We start from the raw sequence: 21,084 nt of genomic DNA, 5'->3' as shown, positions 1-21,084 counted from the left end.
CATGGTCTCGACAAGCGCACCGTCACCGTCGCCGTACGGCAGCACGCACGACGTCACCAACCAGGCGCCCCCGTTGGCCCCTTACGACGCCTCCGCCGACCCGGCCCTGCTGGAGGGCCTGCGCCGCGAGGGCGCCGGGTGGGCCGAGGAGGACCTCCGACGGCTCGGCGTCCGCGCCGGCAGCGCACAGGCACAGGAGTGGGGTGAGCTGGCGAACCGGTACGAGCCGGTGCTGCGCACCCACGACCGGTACGGCCACCGGGTGGACGAGGTGGACTTCCACCCCAGCTGGCACCACCTGATGCGCACGGCGGTCGCGGAGGGCCTCGCCGGCGCTCCCTGGGCCGACAGCCGGCCCGGCGCCCATGTGGCGCGTACGGCGGGCGGACTGGTGTGGGGGCACACCGAGGCGGGGCACGGCTGCCCGACGTCGATGACCTACGCCGCCGTGCCCGCGCTGCGCGCCCAGCCGGATCTCGCCAAGGTGTACGAGCCGCTGCTCACCAGCCGGGAGTACGACCCGGAGCTGCGGGTGCCCGCCGAGAAGCCCGGCCTGCTGGCCGGAATGGGCATGACCGAGAAGCAGGGCGGTTCGGACGTCCGCACCAACACCACCGTGGCCACCCCGACCGCCGAGCCCGGCGTGTACACGCTGCGCGGGCACAAGTGGTTCACGTCGGCGCCGATGTGCGACGTGTTCCTGGTGCTGGCGCAGGCCCCGGGCGGGCTGTCGTGCTTCCTGGTGCCGCGGGTGCTGCCGGACGGCAGCCGCAACACCTTCCGCATCCAGCGGCTGAAGGACAAGCTCGGCAACCGCTCCAACGCCTCCTCCGAGCCGGAGTTCGACCGGACCGTGGCCTGGCTGGTGGGCCCTGAGGGGCGGGGGGTGAAGACCATCATCGAGATGGTCAACTGCACCCGGCTCGACTGTGTGATGGCCTCGGCGACCCTGATGCGCAAGGCACTGGTCGAGGCGGGCCACCACACCCGGCACCGCAGCGCCTTCGGCGCCCGGCTCGTCGACCAGCCGCTGATGCGCAACGTCCTGGCCGATCTCGCGCTGGAGTCGGAGGCGGCGACCACCCTGACCCTGCGGCTGGCGGGCGCGGCGGACCGCGCGGTGCGCGGCGACGCCGGGGAGCGGGCCTTCCGGCGGATCGCGACGGCCGTGGGCAAGTACTGGGTCACCAAGCGGGGCCCGGCGTTCACCGCCGAGGCGCTGGAGTGCCTGGGCGGCAACGGGTACGTGGAGGATTCCGGGATGCCCCGCCACTATCGGGAGGCCCCGCTGCTGTCGATCTGGGAGGGCTCGGGGAACGTCAACGCGCTGGACGTGCTGCGTGCGCTCGGCCGCGAACAGGACACCGCCGACGCCCTGTTCGCCGAACTCGCCCTCGCGCGCGGGGCGGACGCCCGGCTCGACGCGACCGTGACCGCGCTCAAGGACCAGGTGGCCGAGATCGACCAGGTCGGCGCGCGGCGCCTGGTGGAGCGGATGGCGCTCGCCCTCCAGGCGTCCCTGCTCGTACGGCACGCCCCGCACCCGGTCGCGGACGCCTTCTGCGCGAGCCGGCTGGGCGGTGACTGGGGGCACTCGTTCGGCACGCTGCCCGCCGGGACGGATCTCGGGGCGATCCTGGAGCGGGCGCTGCCCGGCCGGAACTGACCCCCTGCCGGGCCGGGCCGCGCCCGGCCCGGCCCGGTGGCCGGTGAGCGCCGACGGATCGCACACAGTCAGCATCCGCTTCCGTACCGTTGTCAGTGCCGTGGTGCACACTCGCGATCAGGTGGCACTCGCCTGGGGAGGACAACGTGTTCACGGGGATCGACGAGGTCGACTGGGCCGCACTGCGGCACGCGCACGGCAGCGCGGAGGACGTGCCCGGATGGCTGCGGTCACTTCAGTCCGCGGACACCGCCGAGCGGGCGACCGCGCTCGACGGGATGTACGGCGCGGTGCATCCGCGCGGCAGGGTGTACGACTCGACGCTCGCCTGCGTCCCCTTCCTGCTCTCGCTCGCGGCCCGCGAGGAGGTGCCGGACCGGGGCGGCATCGTGGAACTGCTGGTGAGCATCGGGGCGGAGAGTGCGGGCGGGGACACCCGGGCGTGGGAGGCGGTGTGCGCGGGAGGCGAGGTCTTCGCCCTGCTCGCCGGTGATCCCGACCCGGTGGTGCGCCGGGCGGCCGCCGGGGGCGTGGTGCGGTTCCTGGACGAACCCACGCGCGTGGTCGGCCTGTTACGGGGGCGGGTCCGGGCCGAGCGCGACGACCGGGTCCTGCCGGCCCTGGCAGAGGCGCTCGGCCTGTGCGTCCGCCGGTTCCCCGGGCAGGCCGGGCCGGCGGTGGACCTGCTGGCCGAGCTGAGCGCGCCGCCGTATCCGCCGGGGCTCCGGCTCGCCGCACTCGGGCAGCTCGCGCTCGGCGCGCCCGCCCGGCTTCCGGCCGGCTGGGTGCCGACGGCGGTCGGGCTGCTGCGGGAGCGGTCCGCGCACCGCGCCCGGACCCCGGAGGGCTGCGACGCGGACACGCTCGTGGGGCGCATCCGGCGGCTGCGCCCGTCCGACGAGGAGGGCTACCAGCTGCTGCGCACCCTGCACACCGCGCTCGGTGACCGGGTGGACGACCGGATCGCGCTGCTCGCCGGGCAGTTGACGAGTCCGGCTCCGGTGGACCGGTGCAACGGCGTGTGGATGTCGGCCCAGCTCGTCCGCGGCTGGCGCGGTGACCACACGGAGGCGGTACGGCTGCTGGGTGCCCAGCTGGACTGCGAGCACGACCGGTTACGGGACGCGGCGGTCTCGGTCCTCGCCGAGCTGTTCACGCTGGCCGCGCCCGCCGCGGACGATCTGCACGCGCTGGTGACCGCCCGGCCGGAGCTGTGGACGCACCGCTGGGAGCGCGGCGCGCCGACGCTGGGCGGCCCGCTGAAGGCGCTGGCCCGCAGCGGCGATCCCCGTGCCGTTCCGCCTCTGGCCCGGCTCCTGGCCGGGCCGGCGGCGCCGGTCGGTGTGGGGTTCGAGATCGCGCACCTGGGCCGGGCGGCGGCCCCGCTCGCCCCGGCCGTACGGCACCGGCTCGGCCGGATCCCCCTGTCCTCCCCCACCGCTGCCCGGCTCGCCGCTCCGCTGCTCTCGGCGGTGGCGGCCATCGGCGACGAGGCGGCGGTCGCCCAGGTGCTGCGGCTGCTGTCGGGCGCCCCCGACGGGCTGGGGGCGCGCGACGCGCTCGTGGGCCAGGTGGTCGAGACGCTGGAGGCGCTGGGCGCGACCGCGTGGGCGGTGCCCTCGCTGCGCGCGCTGCTGCCCACGCGGCACGCGGCCGTCGCGGCGGGCGCGCTGTGGTCGGCGCACGGGGACTCCGAGGCCGTACTCCCCGTGCTGCTGCGGGAGTTGACACAGGGCGACCCGGGGCGCCGCCGGCTCGCCGTCCGGCAGCTGGGCAGACTCGGGCCGGCCGCTCGCGCCGCCCTGCCGGAGCTGCGCCGGGCAGCCCGGTCCGGGCCGCCGCGGGAGCGGGTGTCGGCCGCGTGCGCTCTGTGGCGCATCGGCGGGGATCCGGACCCCGTCCTGCCGGTGCTGCGGGCCGCCTGGACGGAGGACCCGGGCAGCCGCGGCCCGGTCGCCCGCTGCCTCACCGCACTGGGCCCGGCCGCCGCACCGCTGCGCGACCTGGTGGCGGCGGAACTGTCCCGCCCCCGCCGCCACACGGCCCTGGGGACCGGCGCCTACGACGCCCGGGCCATCCCCGAGGACGAGGCTCTGCTGCGGGCGTGCCGGGAGGTGCTGGCCGCGCTGTAAAGCTCCCGAGTGAGGGGGCTCGCCGGGGGACCCCGCCGCCCGGTCTCAGTCCCCTGCACCGACCCGCCCACCCGCACGAGCCCACGGCGGCACCGCTCCAGCCCCCCGCCGGACGACGACTCCGCCCACTGACGGCCCGGGCGGGCTGAGAGGCCGGAAAGCGAGGAAGCCCGCAGACTGGGGAGCCCCCGGGGGCCCGGAAGCCCGTAGGCCCAAAGGCTGGGAAGCCCGGAAACCCGGCAACCGGTCGGCCGGGGGCCGGCGGCCGGGAACCCCACCCACGTGAGCCACCACAGCGGCCCGGCCCGGCCAGCCGGTGCGACCGCTCCCGCCCGTCCGCCACCACGCTCCACCACCCCCAACGCCCCCACCCAAACGCGAGGCCATGGCGTCAGCAACCGGACAAGGTGGAAACCGCACCGGCCCCATCGGCCACAGCGGCCACAGCGTGCCGGACCGGCCAGGCCGGGAGGCGGACGCGGAGAAGGGCCGGAACGGGCCCGGGCGGAACACCCTGAGGGGGTCAGACCGTGCGGCCCCACTGGGGGCCGAGGCGGGCCCATTCCGTGTCCCAGGCCGCCATGCGGCGGCGTTCCAGGCGGCCGCGCAGGAGGAGCCCGCCGGCGAAGGGGACCGCGGCGGCACTCGCCCCGACCAACGCGCCTGCCAGGGCGGCCCGCAGGGCGGCCTCGGTGGCGGTCGTGGGGCGGTCGGTGAGGCGGCCGCGCGGGTCCGTCCAGACGGTGAGGGTGGTGCCGTCCCGGGTGCCCGCCTCCACCTGGATCCGGCCGGTGTGCACGGAGCCGTCCGGCGCGGTCCAGCGCATCGTCGCCCAGACCTGGTCACCGGCGCCGGCGCGGCCGCCCTCGGCCGCCGGCTTCGGAACCCTGCCGACGACGCGGGCGACGACGGCATGCCGGCTCGCGCGTTCCCCGGCCAGCCCCTGCTCCACCGAGCGGGCCGCCATGAGCCCGCCGAGCAGCCCGGCCAGGACGGTCAGCAGCCAGGCACCGAGCAGTACCCACGCCTCCACCACATCGGCCCGGCGTTTGAGCGGGTTACGCCGCCAGCGCCACAGCCACACCTTCGGACCACGCAACGCCATCAAGGGCATCCTCCCCAGAGCACACCTGCCGGCGGACCACCCCTCCATACGGGAGAGATCCCTCCGTTGCTCACGACGAGCCGTCCATCCCGACGGTCGCACGAGACACCCCGTTCGCGCAGGCGCATGCGGGAACGGAACCGGCTGTTCCCGGCCACCCCCCTCCCCACCCCGGCGACACCCCGGGCGCACCGCGCTGACCTGCGACGGAGCGCGCTGCACGGGAGAGTGTCAGTGGCGGGGTGCAGACTGGCCGATATCTGACGCATACCTGGACAACGGCGTCCCGGAGGTGATCGGCATGACCGAGGTACTGCTCGCGGTGGGCACCCGAAAAGGCCTGTTCATCGGGCGGCGGCGGGGCGGAAGCCAGTGGGAGTTCGACGACAGTCCGTATTTCAACGCCCAGGCGATCTACTCGGTCGCGATCGACACCCGCGGCGCCCGGCCGCGGCTGCTGGCCGGCGGCGACAGCGCGCACTGGGGGCCGTCGGTCTTCCACTCCGACGACCTGGGCCGCACCTGGACCGAACCGGCGCAGCCGGCCGTGCGGTTCCCGCAGGACACCGGCGCCTCCCTGGAGCGCGTCTGGCAGCTGCACCCGTCGGCCGCCGAGCCGGACGTGGTGTACGCGGGCACGGAACCGGCCGCGCTGTACCGCTCGGCGGACCGCGGCGAGACCTTCGACCTGGTGCGGCCACTGTGGGAGCACCCCACCCGCAAGCAGTGGGCGCCGGGCGGCGGCGGTGAGGGCCTGCACACGGTGCTCACCGATGCCCGGGATCCCGCCGCGGTGACCGTGGCCGTCTCGGCGGCCGGGGTGTTCCGCAGCACCGACGGCGGGCAGAGCTGGGCGCCGTCCAACTCCGGTGTGTCGGCGGTGTTCCTGCCGGATCCGAACCCGGAGTTCGGCCAGTGCGTGCACAAGGTCGCCCGGGACGCGGGCGACCCGGACCGGCTGTACCTCCAGAACCACTGGGGGGTGTACCGCAGCGACGACGCGGGCGCGCAGTGGACCGACATCGGCGCGGGGCTGCCGTCCACGTTCGGCTTCGCGATGGCCGCCCACCCGCGCCGGGGCGGCACGGCGTACGTCTTCCCGATCAACGCCGACGCCGACCGGGTGCCGGCCGACCACCGCTGCCGGGTCTTCCGCACCGCGGACGCGGGCCTGAACTGGGAGCCGCTGACGCATGGGCTGCCGGCCGAGGACCACTACGGCACGGTGCTGCGGGACGCGCTGTGCACCGACGACGCCGACCCGGCGGGCGTGTACTTCGGCAACCGCAACGGCGAGGTGTTCGCCTCCGCCGACGACGGCGACAGCTGGCAGCAACTGGCCTCGCACCTGCCGGACGTGCTCTGCGTACGGGCGGCGGTGGTCGGCTGACGGCGCCGCCGCGGGCGCGCGGGCCGGGGGGCGGTCGTGCTCGGGCCATCGTTTGATCGGCGACGGGTGTACGGCAGTAGGGTGACGCCCGTGGCACCACGACCCTTGCATGAGATCGTCGAACCGGGCTGGGCGAAAGCCCTCGAACCCGTGGCCGGACGCGTCGCCGCGATGGGCGACTTCCTGCGCGCGGAGATCGCCGCGGGACGCACCTACCTCCCGGCCGGACCGCATGTCCTGCGCGCCTTCCAGCAGCCCTTCGACGAGGTACGGGTCCTGATCGTCGGTCAGGACCCGTATCCGACGCCGGGCCACGCGGTGGGCCTGTCCTTCTCGGTCGCGCCCGAGGTGCGCCCGCTGCCGCCGAGCCTGATCAACATCTTCCGGGAGCTGAACACCGACCTGGGGCTGCCCCAGCCGTCCACCGGTGATCTGACGCCGTGGACGCAGCAGGGGGTGCTGCTGCTCAACAGGGCACTGACCACCGCGCCGCGCAGCCCGGGCGCCCACCGGGGCAAGGGCTGGGAGGAGGTCACCGAGCAGGCGATACGGGCGCTGGCGGCGCGCGGCAAGCCGCTGGTGTCCATCCTGTGGGGCCGTGACGCCCGCAATCTGCGTCCGCTGCTGGGCAACCTGCCCGCGGTGGAGTCCGCGCACCCCTCGCCGATGTCGGCCGACCGCGGGTTCTTCGGCTCGCGTCCGTTCAGCCGGGCGAACGACCTGCTGATCCAGCAGGGCGGGCAGCCGGTGGAGTGGCGTCTGCCGTGACCGTGGCCGGGTATCTCGCCGTGGACTCCGGGGGCTCCGGCCTCCGGATCGCGGTCGGCGTGCCCGGGCGGCCGCCGGCGGCCCGGCGGGAGACCCGGGAACCGGTGCGCACGGCAGACCGCGGCATCGATCCCGCCCATCTGCTGGAGCAACTCCTGCCGCTGGCCCGTGCGTCGGCTGCGGAGGCCGGGCTGGACGACCTGGCCACCGCGGTGGTCGGCGCCGCCGGGTTCGCCGCGCTGGGTGACGCGCTGCGGGCCGAACTGCCGGGCGCGCTCGCCCGGGAACTGGGGGTGCGGCGGGTCGCGCTGGCGGCCGACGCCGTGACCGCGTACGTCGGTGCCCTGGGGCCGCGTCCGGGTGCGGTGCTCGCCGCGGGCACCGGTCTGATCGCGGTCGGCACCGATCTGCGGGGCTGGCGGCGGGCCGACGGCTGGGGGCATCTGCTGGGCGACTGCGGCAGCGGGGCCTGGATCGGGCGGGCCGGACTGGAGGCGGCGCTGCGCGCCCACGACGGCCGGGACGGCGGCTCCGCACCGCTGCTGGCGTGCGCAAAGGAGCAGTTCGGGCCGGTGCGCGGACTGCCCGGGCAACTCTACCCGCGCACCGACCGGCCCGCCGCCCTCGCCTCCTTCGCGCCCCGGGTGGCCCACTGCGCCGGACACGACCCGGTGGCGGCGGGCATCCTGCGGGCGGCCGCCCGGCACCTGGCCGAGTCGGCGGCGGCCGTCTGCCCGGCGGACGGCGCTCCCGAACTGGCACTCACCGGCGGGCTGTTCAAACTGGGCGATCCGCTGCTCGTACCCCTGCGCGAGGAGTTGGCGAGCCGGCTTCCGCACGCCCGGCAGGTGCCGGCCGAGGGCGACCCGCTGCACGGAGCGGTACGGATCGCGACCGATCTGGCGTCGGACCGGCTCACCCTGCCGGGTGAACCGTCGCTGCTGTGCCTGGTCGCCGAGCCAGGTCGGTGAGGGCCGAGGGAAGAGTCACCGCAAAGGCGGATTGATCCCCTTGGCGCCCCATGCGCCCGGTACATGCCCGGAACACGCCCAGACCGGGCGTAACTCATCAGACAAAACCGGACGGATACCGCTCACCTGCACCCTCCCCGAACGGCGGAGTCGACAAAGCCAGTAACATGCGGCGCCATGAGCTCCCCCACTGGGCCCGAGTCCGGCCTGCCAGTACGAATGCCGCGACCCCGCCAGCCCGGACGGCACCGCCGACCGGAACCGCTGGTCGCTCCCGAGGGCGCGCCCGCGCTCGTCCTCGCGGTGCCCGGCGCGCCCAGCGCCGGCACGCGCAGCCTCGCCGAGGAGGTCGTGAGCATCGCCCGCTCCGAGCTGCCCGGCCTGGACGCGCGGATCGGGTACCTGGACGGGGACGACGCCGAGTTCCCCTCGCTGCGTGCCGTTCTCGCGCACGCCGCCGAGCAGCGCACCGCCCGTTACGAGCAGGCCGTCGCCGCCGGCGTCGAGGGGATCAAGGAGCCCGACGGTCCGGTCGCCGTCGTCGTACCGCTGCTGGCCGGTCCGGACAGCGCCCAGCTGCGGCACATCCGGCAGTCCGTGATGGACAGCCGGGTCGCCGCCGACCTGACCGATGTGCTCGGCCCGCACCCGCTGCTCGCCGAGGCGCTGCATGTGCGGCTGTCCGAGGCGGGTCTGGCGCGCGCCGACCGTGCCCGGCTGTTCACCGTGGCCACCGCCGCGGACGGCATCATCCTGGCCTCGGTGGGCGGTGACGAGGCCGTGCAGGCGGCCGGGATCACCGGCATGCTGCTCGCCGCGCGCCTGGCGGTGCCGGTGATGGCGGCGGCCCTGGACCAGGAGGGTTCCATCGCCTCCGTCGCCGAGCAGCTGCGCTCCGCCGGCTCGCAGCAGCTGGCGCTGGCGCCGTACCTGATCGGCCCGGAGATCGACGCGGCGCTGCTCGCGGCGGCCGCCGAGGAGGCGGGCTGCGCCACGTCCGAGGCGCTGGGCGCGTACCCGGCGATCGGCAAGCTGGCGGTGGCCAAGTACACGACCGCCCTGGGCATCGCCCCGCAGCAGCCGCAGGGCGCCCCGGTCCGCTGACCGCCCACGGCACCCGTACGCCAGGGGCCCCCTCCGCACCCGGAGCGGGCCCTTCGCTCGTGCCGCCGGGCTGCCGGCGCGCGCCTCAGCCGAAGACGACGCAGGAGGCCGCGGCGACCCGTACCGAGCCGTCGTAGCGCGGCAGGCCCGTCGGCCCGTCGACGGCGAACCAGGTCACGTCGCCGGAGCGCTCGTTGGCGGCGTACAGGAAGCCGTCGTGCTCGACGAGCGCGCGCGGCCAGTGGCCGCCGCAGGGCACGGTGCCGACGAGCCGGAGGCCGTCCGGGGTGACGGCGAGGACCGACAGGACGTCCTCGCCGCGGGTCGCGGTCCACACGAAGCGGCCGTCCGGGGAGACGGCGACGCCCGACGGGTAGGCGTCGCCCGCCGGGGCGCCCGGGAGGACCGGGACCTCGGTCAGGGGCTTCAGGGCCCCGCCGGCCGGGTCCCAGCGGCACACGGTGACGGTCGGGGTGAGTTCGTTGACCACGTAGGCGTGCTCGCCGTCGGGGTGGAAGGCGAGGTGGCGTGGGCCCGAGCCCGGGCGCAGCGCGAACTCGCGGTGCAGCACGGGCGTACCGCGCTCGAGGGCGCACACCCGGACCGAGTCCGTGCCGAGGTCGACGCTGACGGCCCACCGGCCGCTGGGGTCGGCCTGCACCTGATGGGCGTGCGGGCCGCGCTGGAGCCGGTCGTGCGGGCCGGAGCCGGTGTGCTGGAGGATCCCGGAGGGCGCGGCCGCGAGCGTGCCGTCCGGGCGTACGGGCACGGCGGTGACGCTGCCGGAGCCGTAGTTGGCGGTCAGCACATGGCCGGCGTACAGGCCCAGGTGGGTGGGACCGCTGCCGTGTACGGGGACGGGTGGCCCGCAGAGTTCGGGCCGGTCGCCGTCGACCCGGTAGGCGGCCACGGCGCCCTCGGCGGTCTCACTGACCGTGTAGAGGGTCCGGCCGTCCGGGGAAAGGGCCAGGTAGGAGGGGTCGGGGAGGTCGTCGACGGCGGCGCGGAGGGTGAGGGCGCCGCTGTGCGGCGCACGCTCCGCGGTCACCAGTCCCGGCCCGCCCGCCGCCGTGAACGACCCGATGAAGGCCCGCCGCGCCCCGCCCGGCCTGCCGCCCTGTGCCACCGCTGTCCCCTCTCGCTCGAGCTGGTCCGGGGCCGACGGTAGCAGCAGGGCAGGGCGGTCTAGACCAAGGCTGCTCCCGGGGCCGGTCTCTCAGGCTCGGGACGGCATGGCACCCACCAGGCGTGAGCCCGACGGCGTGCGGAGGGGTTCGGCCAGGTCGGCCAGAGCGCGTTCCAGACCGTGGAGGTGGGCCAGGGCGGGCTCGGTGGGCGGGTCGGCGGGGTGGTGCGGGGGTTCCGAGCCGCCGGTGGTGAGGGCCTCGACGGCAGCCTCGACACGCCAGCAGGCCGCGGCCAGACGGGCGTCGTGGGAAGCCTCCGGGTCGGCGGCGACCGCGACCAGGCCCCGGATCTCGCGGGCACAGTCGTCCAGCAGCGCGAGGACCCGGCGGGCACGGCGCTTGCGGGCCGGCATCGGGTTCAGCGGGTGCACCAGCGGGGCGACCGAGAGCCGGACCCGGCCGAGCATCTGCTCCAGCTCCGCCACGCGCGGCGCCGGGTCGGCCGCGGCGGAGCCCGCGAGGCGCGCGGCGGCCTCGGCGGTGCAGGCGTGCACACAGCGCAGCGCGCGCTGGATCCAGGCGTCGGTGGTGACGTGCGTGGTGACCGGCAGCACGAGAACCACGGCCAGCGCGGCGCACAGCGCGCCCACACCGGTCTCCGCGAGTCGGAGCCCGAGGAGGCTCGGGTCCAGCACGCCCAGCAGGCCGTACAGCGAGCTGGCCATGACCGTCACCGACAGCATCATCCAGGAATACGAGACGGCGGCCGTGTAGAAGATGCCGAAGACACAGACGGCGACCAGGGCGGCCGTCGGCACGGGCGCGCCATGCAGCGGGAGGGCGACCAGCAGGCCGACGACGATACCGATCACCGTTCCGAGGACCCGGCGGAAACCACGGACCAGGGTTTCACCGCGGGAAGCCGTGTTGACGAAGATCCACCAGACGGTACCGACGGCCCAGTACCAGCGCTGTTCCGAGAGCAGCTGCCCGACCAGCAGGGCGAGAGCCGAGGCAGCCGTGGCCTGGAAGGCCTGCCGGGTGGTGACCCGCGCCAGTCCGCTGCCGGGCAGGGCCGGCGGGGCCGGAGCGGGAGGGATGTGACGCTCGATGGGCCAGAGCACGAAACGCGTGGCGCCGGCCGCGAGCAGGGCAAGGCCCACGGTGGTGTACAGCTCGGGCAGCTGAGCGGGAACCGCGTGCAGGAACTGCGTGATGAAGAAGTTCATGAACGCGAAGATCCCGAGCGCGTGGCCCCGTGGTCCCCAGCGGCGGGCGTAGACCCCGCAGAAGACGACGGCCAGGAACGCGGCGTCACGGGCCGGGGCGATGCCGTGCAGGCTGGTGGCGAGCGCCAGCACGGGGAATCCGGCCACGGGCAGCAGGGCGGTGGTGATCCGCTGGTCACGGACGGTCGCGTCGGTGACGGTGAAGAGGGCGAGCAGTGCCGCGAGCCCTCCGGTGATCGATGCCGGGAGCGACAGCCCGCACAGTTCGGAAACGGCGACGGCGGCGGCGACACCGATGACGGCGCGGGTCGCGTTCCGCAACCTCGAGCGCCCCGGGTCCGGAGCCACGAACATCCTTTTCACGGCGGTACGCCGCCCCCCTCCTGGTGGTACGCGTCCTGCCGGCGGTCGTCCAGGGTGGCGGACGACGAGCAGACACGACGAAGGCACCGCGGTCCGGAACCGGCTTCGTCGCCGTCCGGCGCTACGCGGCGCAACAAGTACATGGATGGGACAAGGATACCCACCGCCCTACCCATTGGCTCAACTGTCGCCCGGTCGACTGAGCCAATGGCGCAGCTGAACCGTCTCGCTGTCGGCCACTGGGAGGCCAATGGATCAGCCTTCAGCCGGGCACTCCCCGATTCCGGCTCTCTGGTCGAAGTGGCTGTCCCTGCCGTCTCGCTGTACCAGTCGCCCCATCTCGGCGGCTCGGGCCCGTGGCATGAGGGTCCAGCTGCCGTCGGTGCGGCGCAGGGCGGCGGAGTGCCAGGGAGTGGTCCAGGCGTCCGGGGCATCGAGGAGGCGGATGCCGAATTTCGGGGCGCCGATGGGCTGGGGGTGGATGGAGAGGCGTACGGCGTGGGGGTGGTGTTCCGCGATCAGGGTGCCCCAGGCGCGGCTGCGCTGGATGACCCCGTAGGCCCGTCGCCGGCATGCGCGTTGGCGGGCGGAGCGCGTGCCCGTCCGGTCGGCGGTGTCCTCGACGAGGAAGCGGGTGATGCCCCGGTAGAGGGCGAGGGCCTGGTCGTCGGTGCGGATCTCGGCGCGGAGGGCCTCCGGGGTGGGGGCGTAGCGCTCGTGGATGTGCGTGCGCTTCGTGTCGTACGGGAGGTCGCCGAGGATATCGCGGAGGTCGAAGACGGACAGTCTGTGCAGGCCCATCCGACCTATCTGTGTGCGCAGGTCGTCGGCGTAGGCGTCGATGTGGTCGTCGGGGACGCCGATGAGGTCGCCGAAGATGTGGCCGTCGGAGCAGATGATCACGCGGGCGCCGGGTGGGTGGATCCGCTCGATCGCGGTGCACAGGGTGTTCAAGAAGGTCAGGGAGAGGCGTTCGCCCTGGTCGGGGAGGTGGCTGAGGACTTTGGCGGGGTTGGGGGACTTGCAGGGGAAGCCGGGCAGGGCGAAGACGATGGGGGCGGCTTCACGTACGAAGGCGGCGATGCGGCGCAGCTGATGCGGGAACGCTTCGGCCGGAGCGGGGGCGGGAGCGGTCGTGCGGTGGTGGGGCAGGAGCAGCTTCAGGATCTCGGTGGCGGTGCGCGCGGGGTGGGTGTCCCGGGCGATCGTCAGGGGCATGTCGTTCCTCCTGGGGTACGGGGGCGGACAAGGGCATGTCGACATGGCGCCGTGGCGGGAGGGGAAGCCAGGCGCCTGGAGGCAGCGGGCGTGCCGGGGCCCGGTCGACTGGTGTGGCCGGGCCCGGTCAGCGGTGCGTCGGTGTCAGAGGCGGCGGTCGTAGCCGACGGGCAGGTGGGGGGTGCCGCGGCCGAGGACGGCCGGGGTCCACTCGATGTCCTCGTCCGCGATGGCCGGGCGGAGGCCGGGCAGGCGGGCGAGGAGGGCGCCGAGGGCGATCCGGAGTTCGGCGCGGGCCAGGGCGGCGCCGGGGCAGAAGTGGATGCCGTGGCCGAAGGCGAGGTGCGGGTTGGGCGAGCGGTCGAAGTCCAGGGTGTCCGGGTCGGGGAAGCGGCGCGGGTCGCGGTTGGCCGCGCAGAGGGAGACGATCACCGAGTCGCCGGCCGGGATCCGCGTGCCGTGCAGGTCGCTGTCCTTGGCGAAGAAGCGCCAGGTGGTGAGCTCGAAGGCGCTGTCGTAGCGGAGGAGTTCCTCGACGGCGCGGGGCAGCAGGTCCGGGTTGTCGCGCAGGCGGGCGAGCTGGTCCGGGTGGCGGAACAGGGCGATCAGGGCGGTGGTGATCTGGTTGGTGACCGGCTCCTGGCCCGCGACGAGGAGCTGGAAGATCATCGAGTCCAGTTCCTCCTGGGACAGTTCGCCGCGGTCGCGGGCCAGGACCAGGCGGCTGAGCAGGTCGTCGTCCCCGTGGTCGCGCTTGTGGGCGACGACGTCGGCGATATAGCTCTGGAGGCCGTGCAGGCGGGCTTCGTAGCGGGGGCGGCCGGGGTCGGTGGGGCCGACCGGCTGGACGACCTTGCCCCAGTCGCGGTCGAAGCGGGCCGCGAGGTCCCGCGGGAGGCCGATGACGTCGGCGAGGACCTGGAGGGGGAAGGGGGCGGCGAAGCCGGTGACGAGGTCCGCGGGGCCGTGCTCCGGCAGTGCGTCGACGAGGGCGTCGGCCAGTTCCTCGAAGCGCGGGCGGAGCTGCTCGATGCGGCGCGGGGTGAAGGCGTCCGTCACGAAGCGGCGCATCCGGGTGTGCTGGGGCGGGTCCTGGTGGAGGAGGTGCACCTGGAGCTGGGAGTGCTGCGGCTCGGGCATGATCGAGGCGCGGGCGCGCCAGCGGTCGTTGCCGCGGTCGTGGTTCTTGCCGAGGCGGTCGTCGTTCAGGGCGGCGTGGGCGGCGTCGTAGCCGGTGACGAGCCAGGCGTGGACACCGCTGGGGAAGAGGACGCGGTGGACGGGGCCCGCCTCGCGCATCTGCTCGTACAGGGGGTAGGGGTTGCTCTTGTAGGGGCAGCCCATCAGCGGTACGGGGTCGGGCAGGGTGTCCGGATCCGCGGCCGGCCGCTGTTCCTGGAGGGTCATGTTCGGGCTCCTCAGAGGGCGAGTTCGGGCTGGTGGTGGTCCAGCCAGAGGGCGAGGTCGACGACGCGTTCGAGGCGCAGGCGGTGGCCCCACTCCAGCCGGTCGGGCGGGGTGTCGAGGCAGGGCTTGACGCGGGCCTCGTCGGCGAGGGCGCGGACCTGTTCGGTGGCGAGCGCGTCGCGGGCCAGGTCCTGTAGTCCGCGGTTGTAGTCGGGGTGGTGGGTGGCCGGGTAGTGGTTCTTGGGGCGGTGCAGCACCGAGTCCGGAGCGAGGCCGGCGCCGATGGCGCGCAGGAGGCTCTTCTCCCGTCCGTCGAAGCTCTTCAGCGCCCAGGGGGTGGTGAAGGCGTACTCGACGAGCCGGTGGTCGCAGTACGGGACGCGTACTTCCAGTCCCTGGGCCATGCTGAGCCGGTCCTTGCGGTGCAGGAGCTGGCGCAGCCAGCGGGTCAGGGACAGGTGCTGCATCTCGCGTTGGCGGTGTTCGGTGGGGCTCTCGCCGTCCGTGTGCGGTACGGCGGCCAGGGCGGCGCGGTAGGTGTCGTCGCGGAACTCGGCGATGCGCAGGCCGAGTTCCGGGTTCAGGGGCATGGCCGCCTCGTCGCCCGTGACCAGCAGCCACGGAAAGGTTTCCGCTGCCAGCGCCTTGGGGTTGTGGAACCAGGGGTATCCGCCGAAGACCTCGTCGGCCGCCTCGCCGGAGAGGGCGACGGTCGAGTGCTCGCGGATCCTGCCGAACAGCAGGTACAGCGACGTGTCCATGTCACCGACGCCGATGGGTGAGTCGCGGGCCACGACGACGGCCTTGCGGTGCTCCGGGTCGAGCAGGGCGCGCGGGTCGAGGACGACCGTGCTGTGGTCGGTGCCGATGAAGGCGCCGGCCTCGGTGGCGTACGGGGTGTCGTGGCCGGTGCGCAGGACGTCGCCGGTGAACTGCTCCGCCTGGTCGCTGTAGTCGACGGCGTAGGACCGGATGCGGGCGTCCGGGCCTTCGCGCAGCCGGAGTTCGTCGGCGAGCAGGGCGGTCAGGACGGTGGAGTCGATGCCGCCGGACAGCAGGCTGCACAGCGGGACGTCCGCTTCGAGCTGGCTGCGGGCCGCGGCACCGACCAGGGCGTTGATCCGCTCGACGGACGTGTCCTGGTCGTCGGTGTGGTCGGCGGCCTCCAGCTGCCAGTAGCGGCGTTCCCGGATGCCGCCCCGGTCCAGGACGAGCACGCCGCCCGGCTCGACCTCCCTGACTCCGGACCACACGGTCGGGCCGGTGTTGAACAGCAGGCTGTACGCCTCCCGCAGACCGTCCGCGTCCACCCGGGGCCGGATCTCGGGGTGGGCGAAGAGGGCCTTGGGTTCGGAGGCGAAGGCGAGGCCGCCGTCGACAGCGGCCCAGAACAGGGGCTTCACCCCGAGCCGGTCGCGGACCAGGAGCAGTCGCTGGGCGCGCTCGTCCCAGACGGCGAAGGCGAACATGCCCTCCAGATGCTCGGCCGCCGCCTCGCCCCACTCGGCGTACGCCCGCAGCACCACCTCGGTGTCGCTGCGGGTACGGAACACATGGCCCCGGCCCCGCAGTTCCGCGCGCAGTGCGTGGTGGTTGTAGACCTCGCCGCTGTAGGTGAGCACGGCGGTCGGCTGGTCGGGGCGGTCGGTCATCGGCTGGACGCCGCCCTGGAGGTCGATGACGGCGAGACGGCGGTGCCCGATCGCGGCCCGCTCGCCGGTCCAGACACCCCCGGCGTCGGGGCCGCGCGGGGTGAGGGTGGCGGTCATGGCCTCGATGACGGGGGCCTGGGTGCGGGCGTCGCTGTGGAAGGACGCCCAGCCGGTGATTCCGCACATGGGGACGGTTCCTCGGTCAGGGGTGGTGGGCGGCGGGAGCCGCGTCGGTGGACGTCTCGTGCGCGAGCGCCGGCCTGCGTCCGCGCAGCGCGAGCAGGGGTACGGCGATACAGGCGGCGGCTGCCGCCAGGGCCAGTCCGGCGGTCACGCCGTCGTCACCTCCGGCCAGGCCCCAGGCGGCGATGGCCAGGGCCGGGCCGAGGGTGAAGCCGAGGCTGCGGGCCAGCTGGATGGACGAGCCCACGGTCGCCGTGCGCTCCGGCGGGGCGGCGCCCATGACGAGGGCTTGGGTGGGGCCGCCGTTCAGGCCCATGCCGAGACCGGCCAGCGCCAGTCGCCAGGCCACGTCCGCCGGCGACCAGTCACTGCCCAGCGGCACGAGGAGGAGCAGGCCGGCGGCGGTGAGGGCGGCGCCGGTGACCGCCGCTGGGCGAGCCCCGCACCTGTCGGCGAGGCGTCCGCCGACCGGTCCGGCCAGCCCCATGCCGAGCGGGAAGGCGAGCACGGTCAGACCGGTCGTGGTGGCGCTGACCCCGTCGTCGCGTTGGAGGTGCAGGGCGACAACGTAGTGCATCGCCGCGAACCCGGCCGCGAGCGCCAGCACCGCCGTGTGCGCCCGGAACAGCCCCGTCGCCCGCAGTACGCCGAGCACCGGCCTGCCGCCCGGTCCCCGCAGCCACCACCACAACGGCGGTACGGCGGTGAGCGCGAGCACCAGCCACCCCGGGCTGCGCGGCGCCAGGGTCAGTGCCAGCAGCACGGCGGCCAGGCCGGACCCCACCAGCAGGGCATCCACCGCCGACCGCCGGTCGGGCAGGCGCAGGCCGCCGTCCTTCGGCATCGCCCTCCCCCACTCTCGGCTTCGCTCGAGCGGGGGGACCCCCATCGCCACGATCAGGGCGAGCAGGCAGAAAGGGAGCTTGACCAGGAAGACGGCGCGCCAGCCCAGGTGGTCCAGCAGCAGTCCGCCCACCGCCGGGCCGGTCACCGCCCCCAGCGGGCCCAGCGTCGCGGGCACGCTCATGGCCCGCCCACGCCGTTTTGGCCGTACCGAACGCAGGGCGAGAACCGGCATCAGGACGAAGAGCACGGCCCCGAAGGCGCCCTGCGCGAGGCGGGCGGCGATCAGCCAGGACGCCCAGGGCGCGGCGGCCGCCAGCGTGCTGCACAGACCGAAGCCCGCGGTCGCGACCAGCAGCGCGGAGCGCATCCCGACCCCGTCCAGCCACCGACCGGCCGGCAACAGCAAGGCCACCACGGGTAGTTGATAGGCCAGGACTGCCCACTGGGCGGTCGCGGCGGAGACGTGCAGACCGTCGGCGATGTCCGCCAGGGCCACGTTGACGATGTTCATGTCGAGCATCGCCATGAACGCCAGCAGGCCGGCCACCGCGACCAGCAGCCAGCGGTCGTGGCCGCCGGCGGGTATCCGGCCGGGTTGTTCCGAACCGGGACTGTGGCCTGTCACCGTTGCCACCCCTCACGGTCGTGGGTGGGCTGCCGGACGGCAGCCTCGTCCCACAAGTCGGGAGGGACCGCACGCGAGTTCCCGGGCGCGTCCAGAAATCATGGCTGGCGGGCTGAAACCGACGTCTCCGGCGGCACAGCCGTCGCTGCCCCGTCCGCCGGCGTCCGGTGGTCGAAGGCGATGAGCGGGTCACGGGTCAGGGGATGGTCGACAACGGCCGCCCGCACCCCGAACACCTCCGCCATCAGCGCGGGGGTGAGCACGTCCCGCGGCGGGCCGGAGGCGACGACCGCTCCCTCGTGCAGGACATGGAGGCGGTCACAGACGGAGGCCGCGGCATTCAGGTCGTGCAGCGACACCAGGGTCGTACGGCGCTGGGCACGCAGGAGGGTGAGCAGCTCGACCTGGTGGCGGATGTCGAGGTGGTTGGTCGGCTCGTCCAGCACCAGGACGTCGGGGTTCTGTGCGAACGCCCTTGCCAGCAGGACACGTTGGCGCTCACCACCGGACAGGGCCGTGAAGCGGCGTCCGGCCTGTTCCGCCATGCCGACGTCGAGGAGCGCCTGGGCGACGATGTCCCGGTCGGCGGCGTCCTCCCCGGCGAAGGCCCGTTTGTAGGGCGTACGGCCCATCGCCACGACCTCGCGCACGGTCAGCTCGAAGTCGCTCCCCCGCTCCTGCGGCAGGGCCGCCACATGCCGCGCCGACCGGAGCGGGGTCATCTCCCGCAGGTCGGTGCCGGCCAGCAGGACCCGCCCGGCGGTGGGCTTCAGGTGCCGGTAGACGGTGCGCAGCAGCGTGGACTTGCCGCTGCCGTTCGGACCGACCAACCCGGTGATCTCGCCCTCGGCGGCGACGAGACGGGCGCCCGCGACCACCGTCCGGCCGGCGTAGGCGAGGTGCAGGTCCTCGATGTCGATCCTCAACTGCCGCTCCCCAGGCGCCGGTCCAGCAGATACAGCAGGGCCGGAGCCCCGAGCAGCGAGGTGACCACGCCGACCGGCAGCTCCTGCGTGTCCATCGCCGTACGGCACACGATGTCGACCGCGACCAGGAGCAGGGCTCCGAACAACGCGGAGACCGGCAGGAGACGTCGGTGGTCACCCCCCACAACCAGGCGGCAGACGTGCGGCACCATCAGCGCGACGAACGCGATCGCGCCGGAGACCGCCACCAGGACACCGGTCAGCACACTGGTGACGGTGAACAACTCGCGGCGCAGCCGGGTGACGTCGATGCCGAGTCCGGCGGCCGTCTCGTCGCCCATCAGCAGGGCGTTCAGGCCCCGGGCGCGGGCCTGGAGCCACAGCAGCGCGGCGGGTACGGCGACGGCGGGCACCGCGAGCAGTTCCCATGTCGCTCCGCCGAGGCTGCCCATGAGCCAGAACAGGACGCTGTGGGTCTGCTGCTCGTCCCCGGCCTGCAGCACCAGGTAGCTGGTGAAGCCGGACAGGAACTGGCCGATCGCGACCCCGGCCAGCACCAGCCGCAGTGGCGCGAACCCGCCCCCGCGGCGGGCCACCGCCCACACCAGCGCGAACGTCGCCAGCGCACCGGCGAAGGCCGCCCCGGACAAGCCCAGTCCCAGTGCCCCGCCGGCGCCGAGGCCGAGGACGATCGCGGCGACCGCGCCGAGGGAGGCGCCGTTGGAGACGCCCAGCAGGTAAGGGTCGGCCAGCGGGTTGCGCACCAGTGCCTGGACGGCCGTACCGACGAGACCGAGGCCGGCGCCGACGAGGGCGGCGAGCAGGGCACGCGGCAACCGCAGCTGCCAGACGATGAGGTCGTTTGTGCCGGGGCGCGCAGCCTCGCCGGACAGCCGCCGCCAGATCACGCTCCCCACCTCGCCGGGCGGGATCGACGTCGAGCCCCAGGCCACGGCGGCCGTCAGCGCGGCCAGCAGTGCCACGGCCAGAACCGCCGCCGTCGGTCCGGCGGGCAGGCTGCCGCGCTCCTCCGTGGCCGCGGCTTTCCGGCGCACCAGGGTGAAGGCCACGATCAGCCGACCTTGCCCGGGTAGAGGGTTTTGGCGATGGCCTCGACCGTGTCGGCGTTCTCGACTCCCGCGATGGTGGTCTGCTCGGAGCCGATGCGCAGGAAGTGACCCTCCTTGACCGCCTTCAGGCCCTTGGTGGCGGGGTTCGACCTGAGCCACTGCTCGGCCTCGCCGAACGCCTTCCTGTTCGCCGCCTCGCTGCCGCGGTTGCGGACGCCGAGCTGGATCCAGTCGGGGTTCTTGGCGATGACGTCCTCCCAGCCGACCTGCTGGAAGTCGCCGTCGCAGTCGGCGAAGACGTTGCGGGCTCCGGCCAGGGTGATCACGGCGTTGGCGATCTGGCGGTTGCAGGTGACGGAGGGCTGTTTCGTACCGGCGTCGTAGTCGAAGAAGAAGTACGTCGGCCGGTCGCTCTCCGCCCTTCCACCGACCGCCTTCTGGACGGCGGCCACCTTCCCCTTCATCCCGGCGACGAGTTTCTGCGCCTGGGCACTCGTGCCGGTGACCGCGCCGAGGGAGGTGATGTCGGCCTCGACGGCGGACAGGTCGGTCACCGGGGTCTTGCTCCGGGCGGCGCAGGCGGTGGACTTCAGGTAGATGTGCTGGATTCCGGCGGCGTTGAACTCCTCCGCCGTCGGCGCGTCTCCCATCCCTCCGCCGCCCATGCTCCCCATGGCGGCGAAGGTGTCGATGTACAGGTCGGCGCCGGAGCCCAGCAGCTTCTCCTTGGGGATCACGGTCCGGCCGAGCACCTTCACCTTCTGCGCCTGTGCGTCGAGGGCGCCGGGCAGCGTGCCCTTGCCGGGCGGGAAGCCGGTGCCGATCACCCGGTCGCCGGCGCCGAGGCGGAGCAGCAGTTCCAGGCTGGAGGCGTTGCTGGTGACGATCCTCTTCGGGGCGCCGGAGAAGGTGGTCCTGGCGCCCGTGCAGTCGGTGACGGACACCGGGTAGCCGCCGGAAACCGCCTTCCCGGCCTGCCCCGCATTCCCGTCCGCCGCGTCCTTCCCCCCGCCGCCGCAGCCCGCCAGCAGCAGGCCGCCGAGGACGACTGCGGCGGTACCGCCCCACACACGAGAACGCATCGAACAACTCCCGGATCCACTCGGTACACGGGCGAGCCTTCGCCACCCGCTCCAGTAGTCGGGGCGAAGGCGCTGCGAGTTCCCGGGAGTTGGCGATCCGGTTCGGGTGGACGTGGTCCGGCTGCTCCGGTGGCGAGGGGGGGGGGGGGGGGTGGGACACCCGGCCCCCGCCCCCCCCCGGCACCGCCGCGCCCCCCCGCCCGGGGCGGGGGCGCCGCCC

Annotated in this window: 16 protein-coding genes; 6 read left to right on the top strand and 10 right to left on the bottom strand. The window is 74.4% G+C overall.

The window, feature by feature from the left end; all coding sequences use genetic code 11:
• The first annotated feature begins 1 nt into the window (after position 1).
• Together ACFVIU_RS12710 and ACFVIU_RS12705 are read left to right on the top strand one after the other, a co-directional pair.
• Positions 2-1,666 carry a DNA alkylation response protein gene (locus tag ACFVIU_RS12710; protein ID WP_385842357.1) on the top strand — a complete coding sequence of 555 codons (1,665 nt, stop codon included), beginning with the start codon at positions 2-4 and terminating at the stop codon, positions 1,664-1,666.
• Positions 1,667-1,812: 146 nt separating this feature from the next.
• Positions 1,813-3,798 (top strand): HEAT repeat domain-containing protein, encoded by a 1,986-nt coding sequence (locus tag ACFVIU_RS12705; RefSeq protein WP_385842356.1) that lies wholly within the window; start codon positions 1,813-1,815, stop codon positions 3,796-3,798.
• 523 nt (positions 3,799-4,321) lie between these two features.
• On the opposite strand, the gene ACFVIU_RS12700 is transcribed toward ACFVIU_RS12705, so the two are convergent.
• Complete coding sequence (locus ACFVIU_RS12700; protein ID WP_385842355.1) at positions 4,322-4,903, bottom strand: hypothetical protein; 582 nt, start codon at positions 4,901-4,903, stop codon at positions 4,322-4,324.
• Positions 4,904-5,204: 301 nt separating this feature from the next.
• On the opposite strand from ACFVIU_RS12700, the gene ACFVIU_RS12695 reads away from it, so the two are divergent.
• The 4 genes from ACFVIU_RS12695 (at position 5,205) to ACFVIU_RS12680 (ending at position 9,136) form a co-directional block, all read left to right on the top strand.
• A complete protein-coding gene (locus ACFVIU_RS12695; RefSeq protein ID WP_385842354.1) occupies positions 5,205-6,293 on the top strand; it encodes a WD40/YVTN/BNR-like repeat-containing protein in 1,089 nt (362 codons plus the stop codon).
• 90 nt (positions 6,294-6,383) lie between these two features.
• A complete protein-coding gene (locus ACFVIU_RS12690; RefSeq protein WP_385842353.1) occupies positions 6,384-7,061 on the top strand; it encodes a uracil-DNA glycosylase in 678 nt (225 codons plus the stop codon).
• Positions 7,058-8,032 carry an N-acetylglucosamine kinase gene (locus ACFVIU_RS12685; protein ID WP_385842352.1) on the top strand — a complete coding sequence of 325 codons (975 nt, stop codon included), beginning with the start codon at positions 7,058-7,060 and terminating at the stop codon, positions 8,030-8,032. The genes ACFVIU_RS12690 and ACFVIU_RS12685 overlap by 4 nt, the downstream gene beginning before the upstream one ends.
• Positions 8,033-8,209: 177 nt before the next feature.
• A complete protein-coding gene (locus ACFVIU_RS12680) occupies positions 8,210-9,136 on the top strand; it encodes a sirohydrochlorin chelatase (RefSeq protein ID WP_385842351.1) in 927 nt (308 codons plus the stop codon).
• An 85-nt stretch (positions 9,137-9,221) separates the two neighbouring features.
• Here the strand turns inward: ACFVIU_RS12680 and ACFVIU_RS12675 are convergent, their stop codons facing one another.
• From ACFVIU_RS12675 to ACFVIU_RS12635, 9 genes are all read right to left on the bottom strand, one after another.
• Positions 9,222-10,262, bottom strand: coding sequence for a lactonase family protein (locus ACFVIU_RS12675; protein WP_385842350.1), 1,041 nt, complete (start codon positions 10,260-10,262; stop codon positions 9,222-9,224).
• A gap of 90 nt (positions 10,263-10,352) precedes the next feature.
• Positions 10,353-11,846, bottom strand: coding sequence for an FUSC family protein (locus ACFVIU_RS12670; protein WP_385842349.1), 1,494 nt, complete (start codon positions 11,844-11,846; stop codon positions 10,353-10,355).
• 264 nt (positions 11,847-12,110) lie between these two features.
• Entirely contained in the window at positions 12,111-13,073 is a 963-nt protein-coding gene (locus ACFVIU_RS12665) for an L-tyrosine/L-tryptophan isonitrile synthase family protein (RefSeq protein ID WP_385842348.1), read from the bottom strand.
• A 144-nt stretch (positions 13,074-13,217) separates the two neighbouring features.
• Entirely contained in the window at positions 13,218-14,480 is a 1,263-nt protein-coding gene (locus ACFVIU_RS12660) for a cytochrome P450 (RefSeq protein WP_385842347.1), read from the bottom strand.
• An 11-nt stretch (positions 14,481-14,491) separates the two neighbouring features.
• Entirely contained in the window at positions 14,492-16,318 is a 1,827-nt protein-coding gene (asnB, locus tag ACFVIU_RS12655) for an asparagine synthase (glutamine-hydrolyzing) (protein WP_385842346.1), read from the bottom strand.
• Positions 16,319-16,334: 16 nt separating this feature from the next.
• Positions 16,335-17,786, bottom strand: a complete 1,452-nt coding sequence (locus tag ACFVIU_RS12650) for an MFS transporter (protein WP_385842345.1) — start codon at positions 17,784-17,786, stop codon at positions 16,335-16,337.
• Between the two features lie 98 nt (positions 17,787-17,884).
• Positions 17,885-18,712, bottom strand: coding sequence for an ABC transporter ATP-binding protein (locus ACFVIU_RS12645; RefSeq protein WP_385842344.1), 828 nt, complete (start codon positions 18,710-18,712; stop codon positions 17,885-17,887).
• Entirely contained in the window at positions 18,709-19,782 is a 1,074-nt protein-coding gene (locus ACFVIU_RS12640) for a FecCD family ABC transporter permease (protein ID WP_385842343.1), read from the bottom strand. Before ACFVIU_RS12640 ends, ACFVIU_RS12645 begins: the two co-directional genes overlap by 4 nt.
• A 2-nt stretch (positions 19,783-19,784) precedes the next feature.
• Positions 19,785-20,864, bottom strand: a complete 1,080-nt coding sequence (locus tag ACFVIU_RS12635) for an ABC transporter substrate-binding protein (RefSeq protein ID WP_385842342.1) — start codon at positions 20,862-20,864, stop codon at positions 19,785-19,787.
• Positions 20,865-21,084: the final 220 nt, after the last annotated feature.

It is taken from the genome of Streptomyces sp. NPDC127190, from assembly GCF_042672505.1.
Lineage (GTDB): Bacteria > Actinomycetota > Actinomycetes > Streptomycetales > Streptomycetaceae > Streptomyces.
This window is presented reverse-complemented; position numbering and strand designations above follow the sequence as displayed.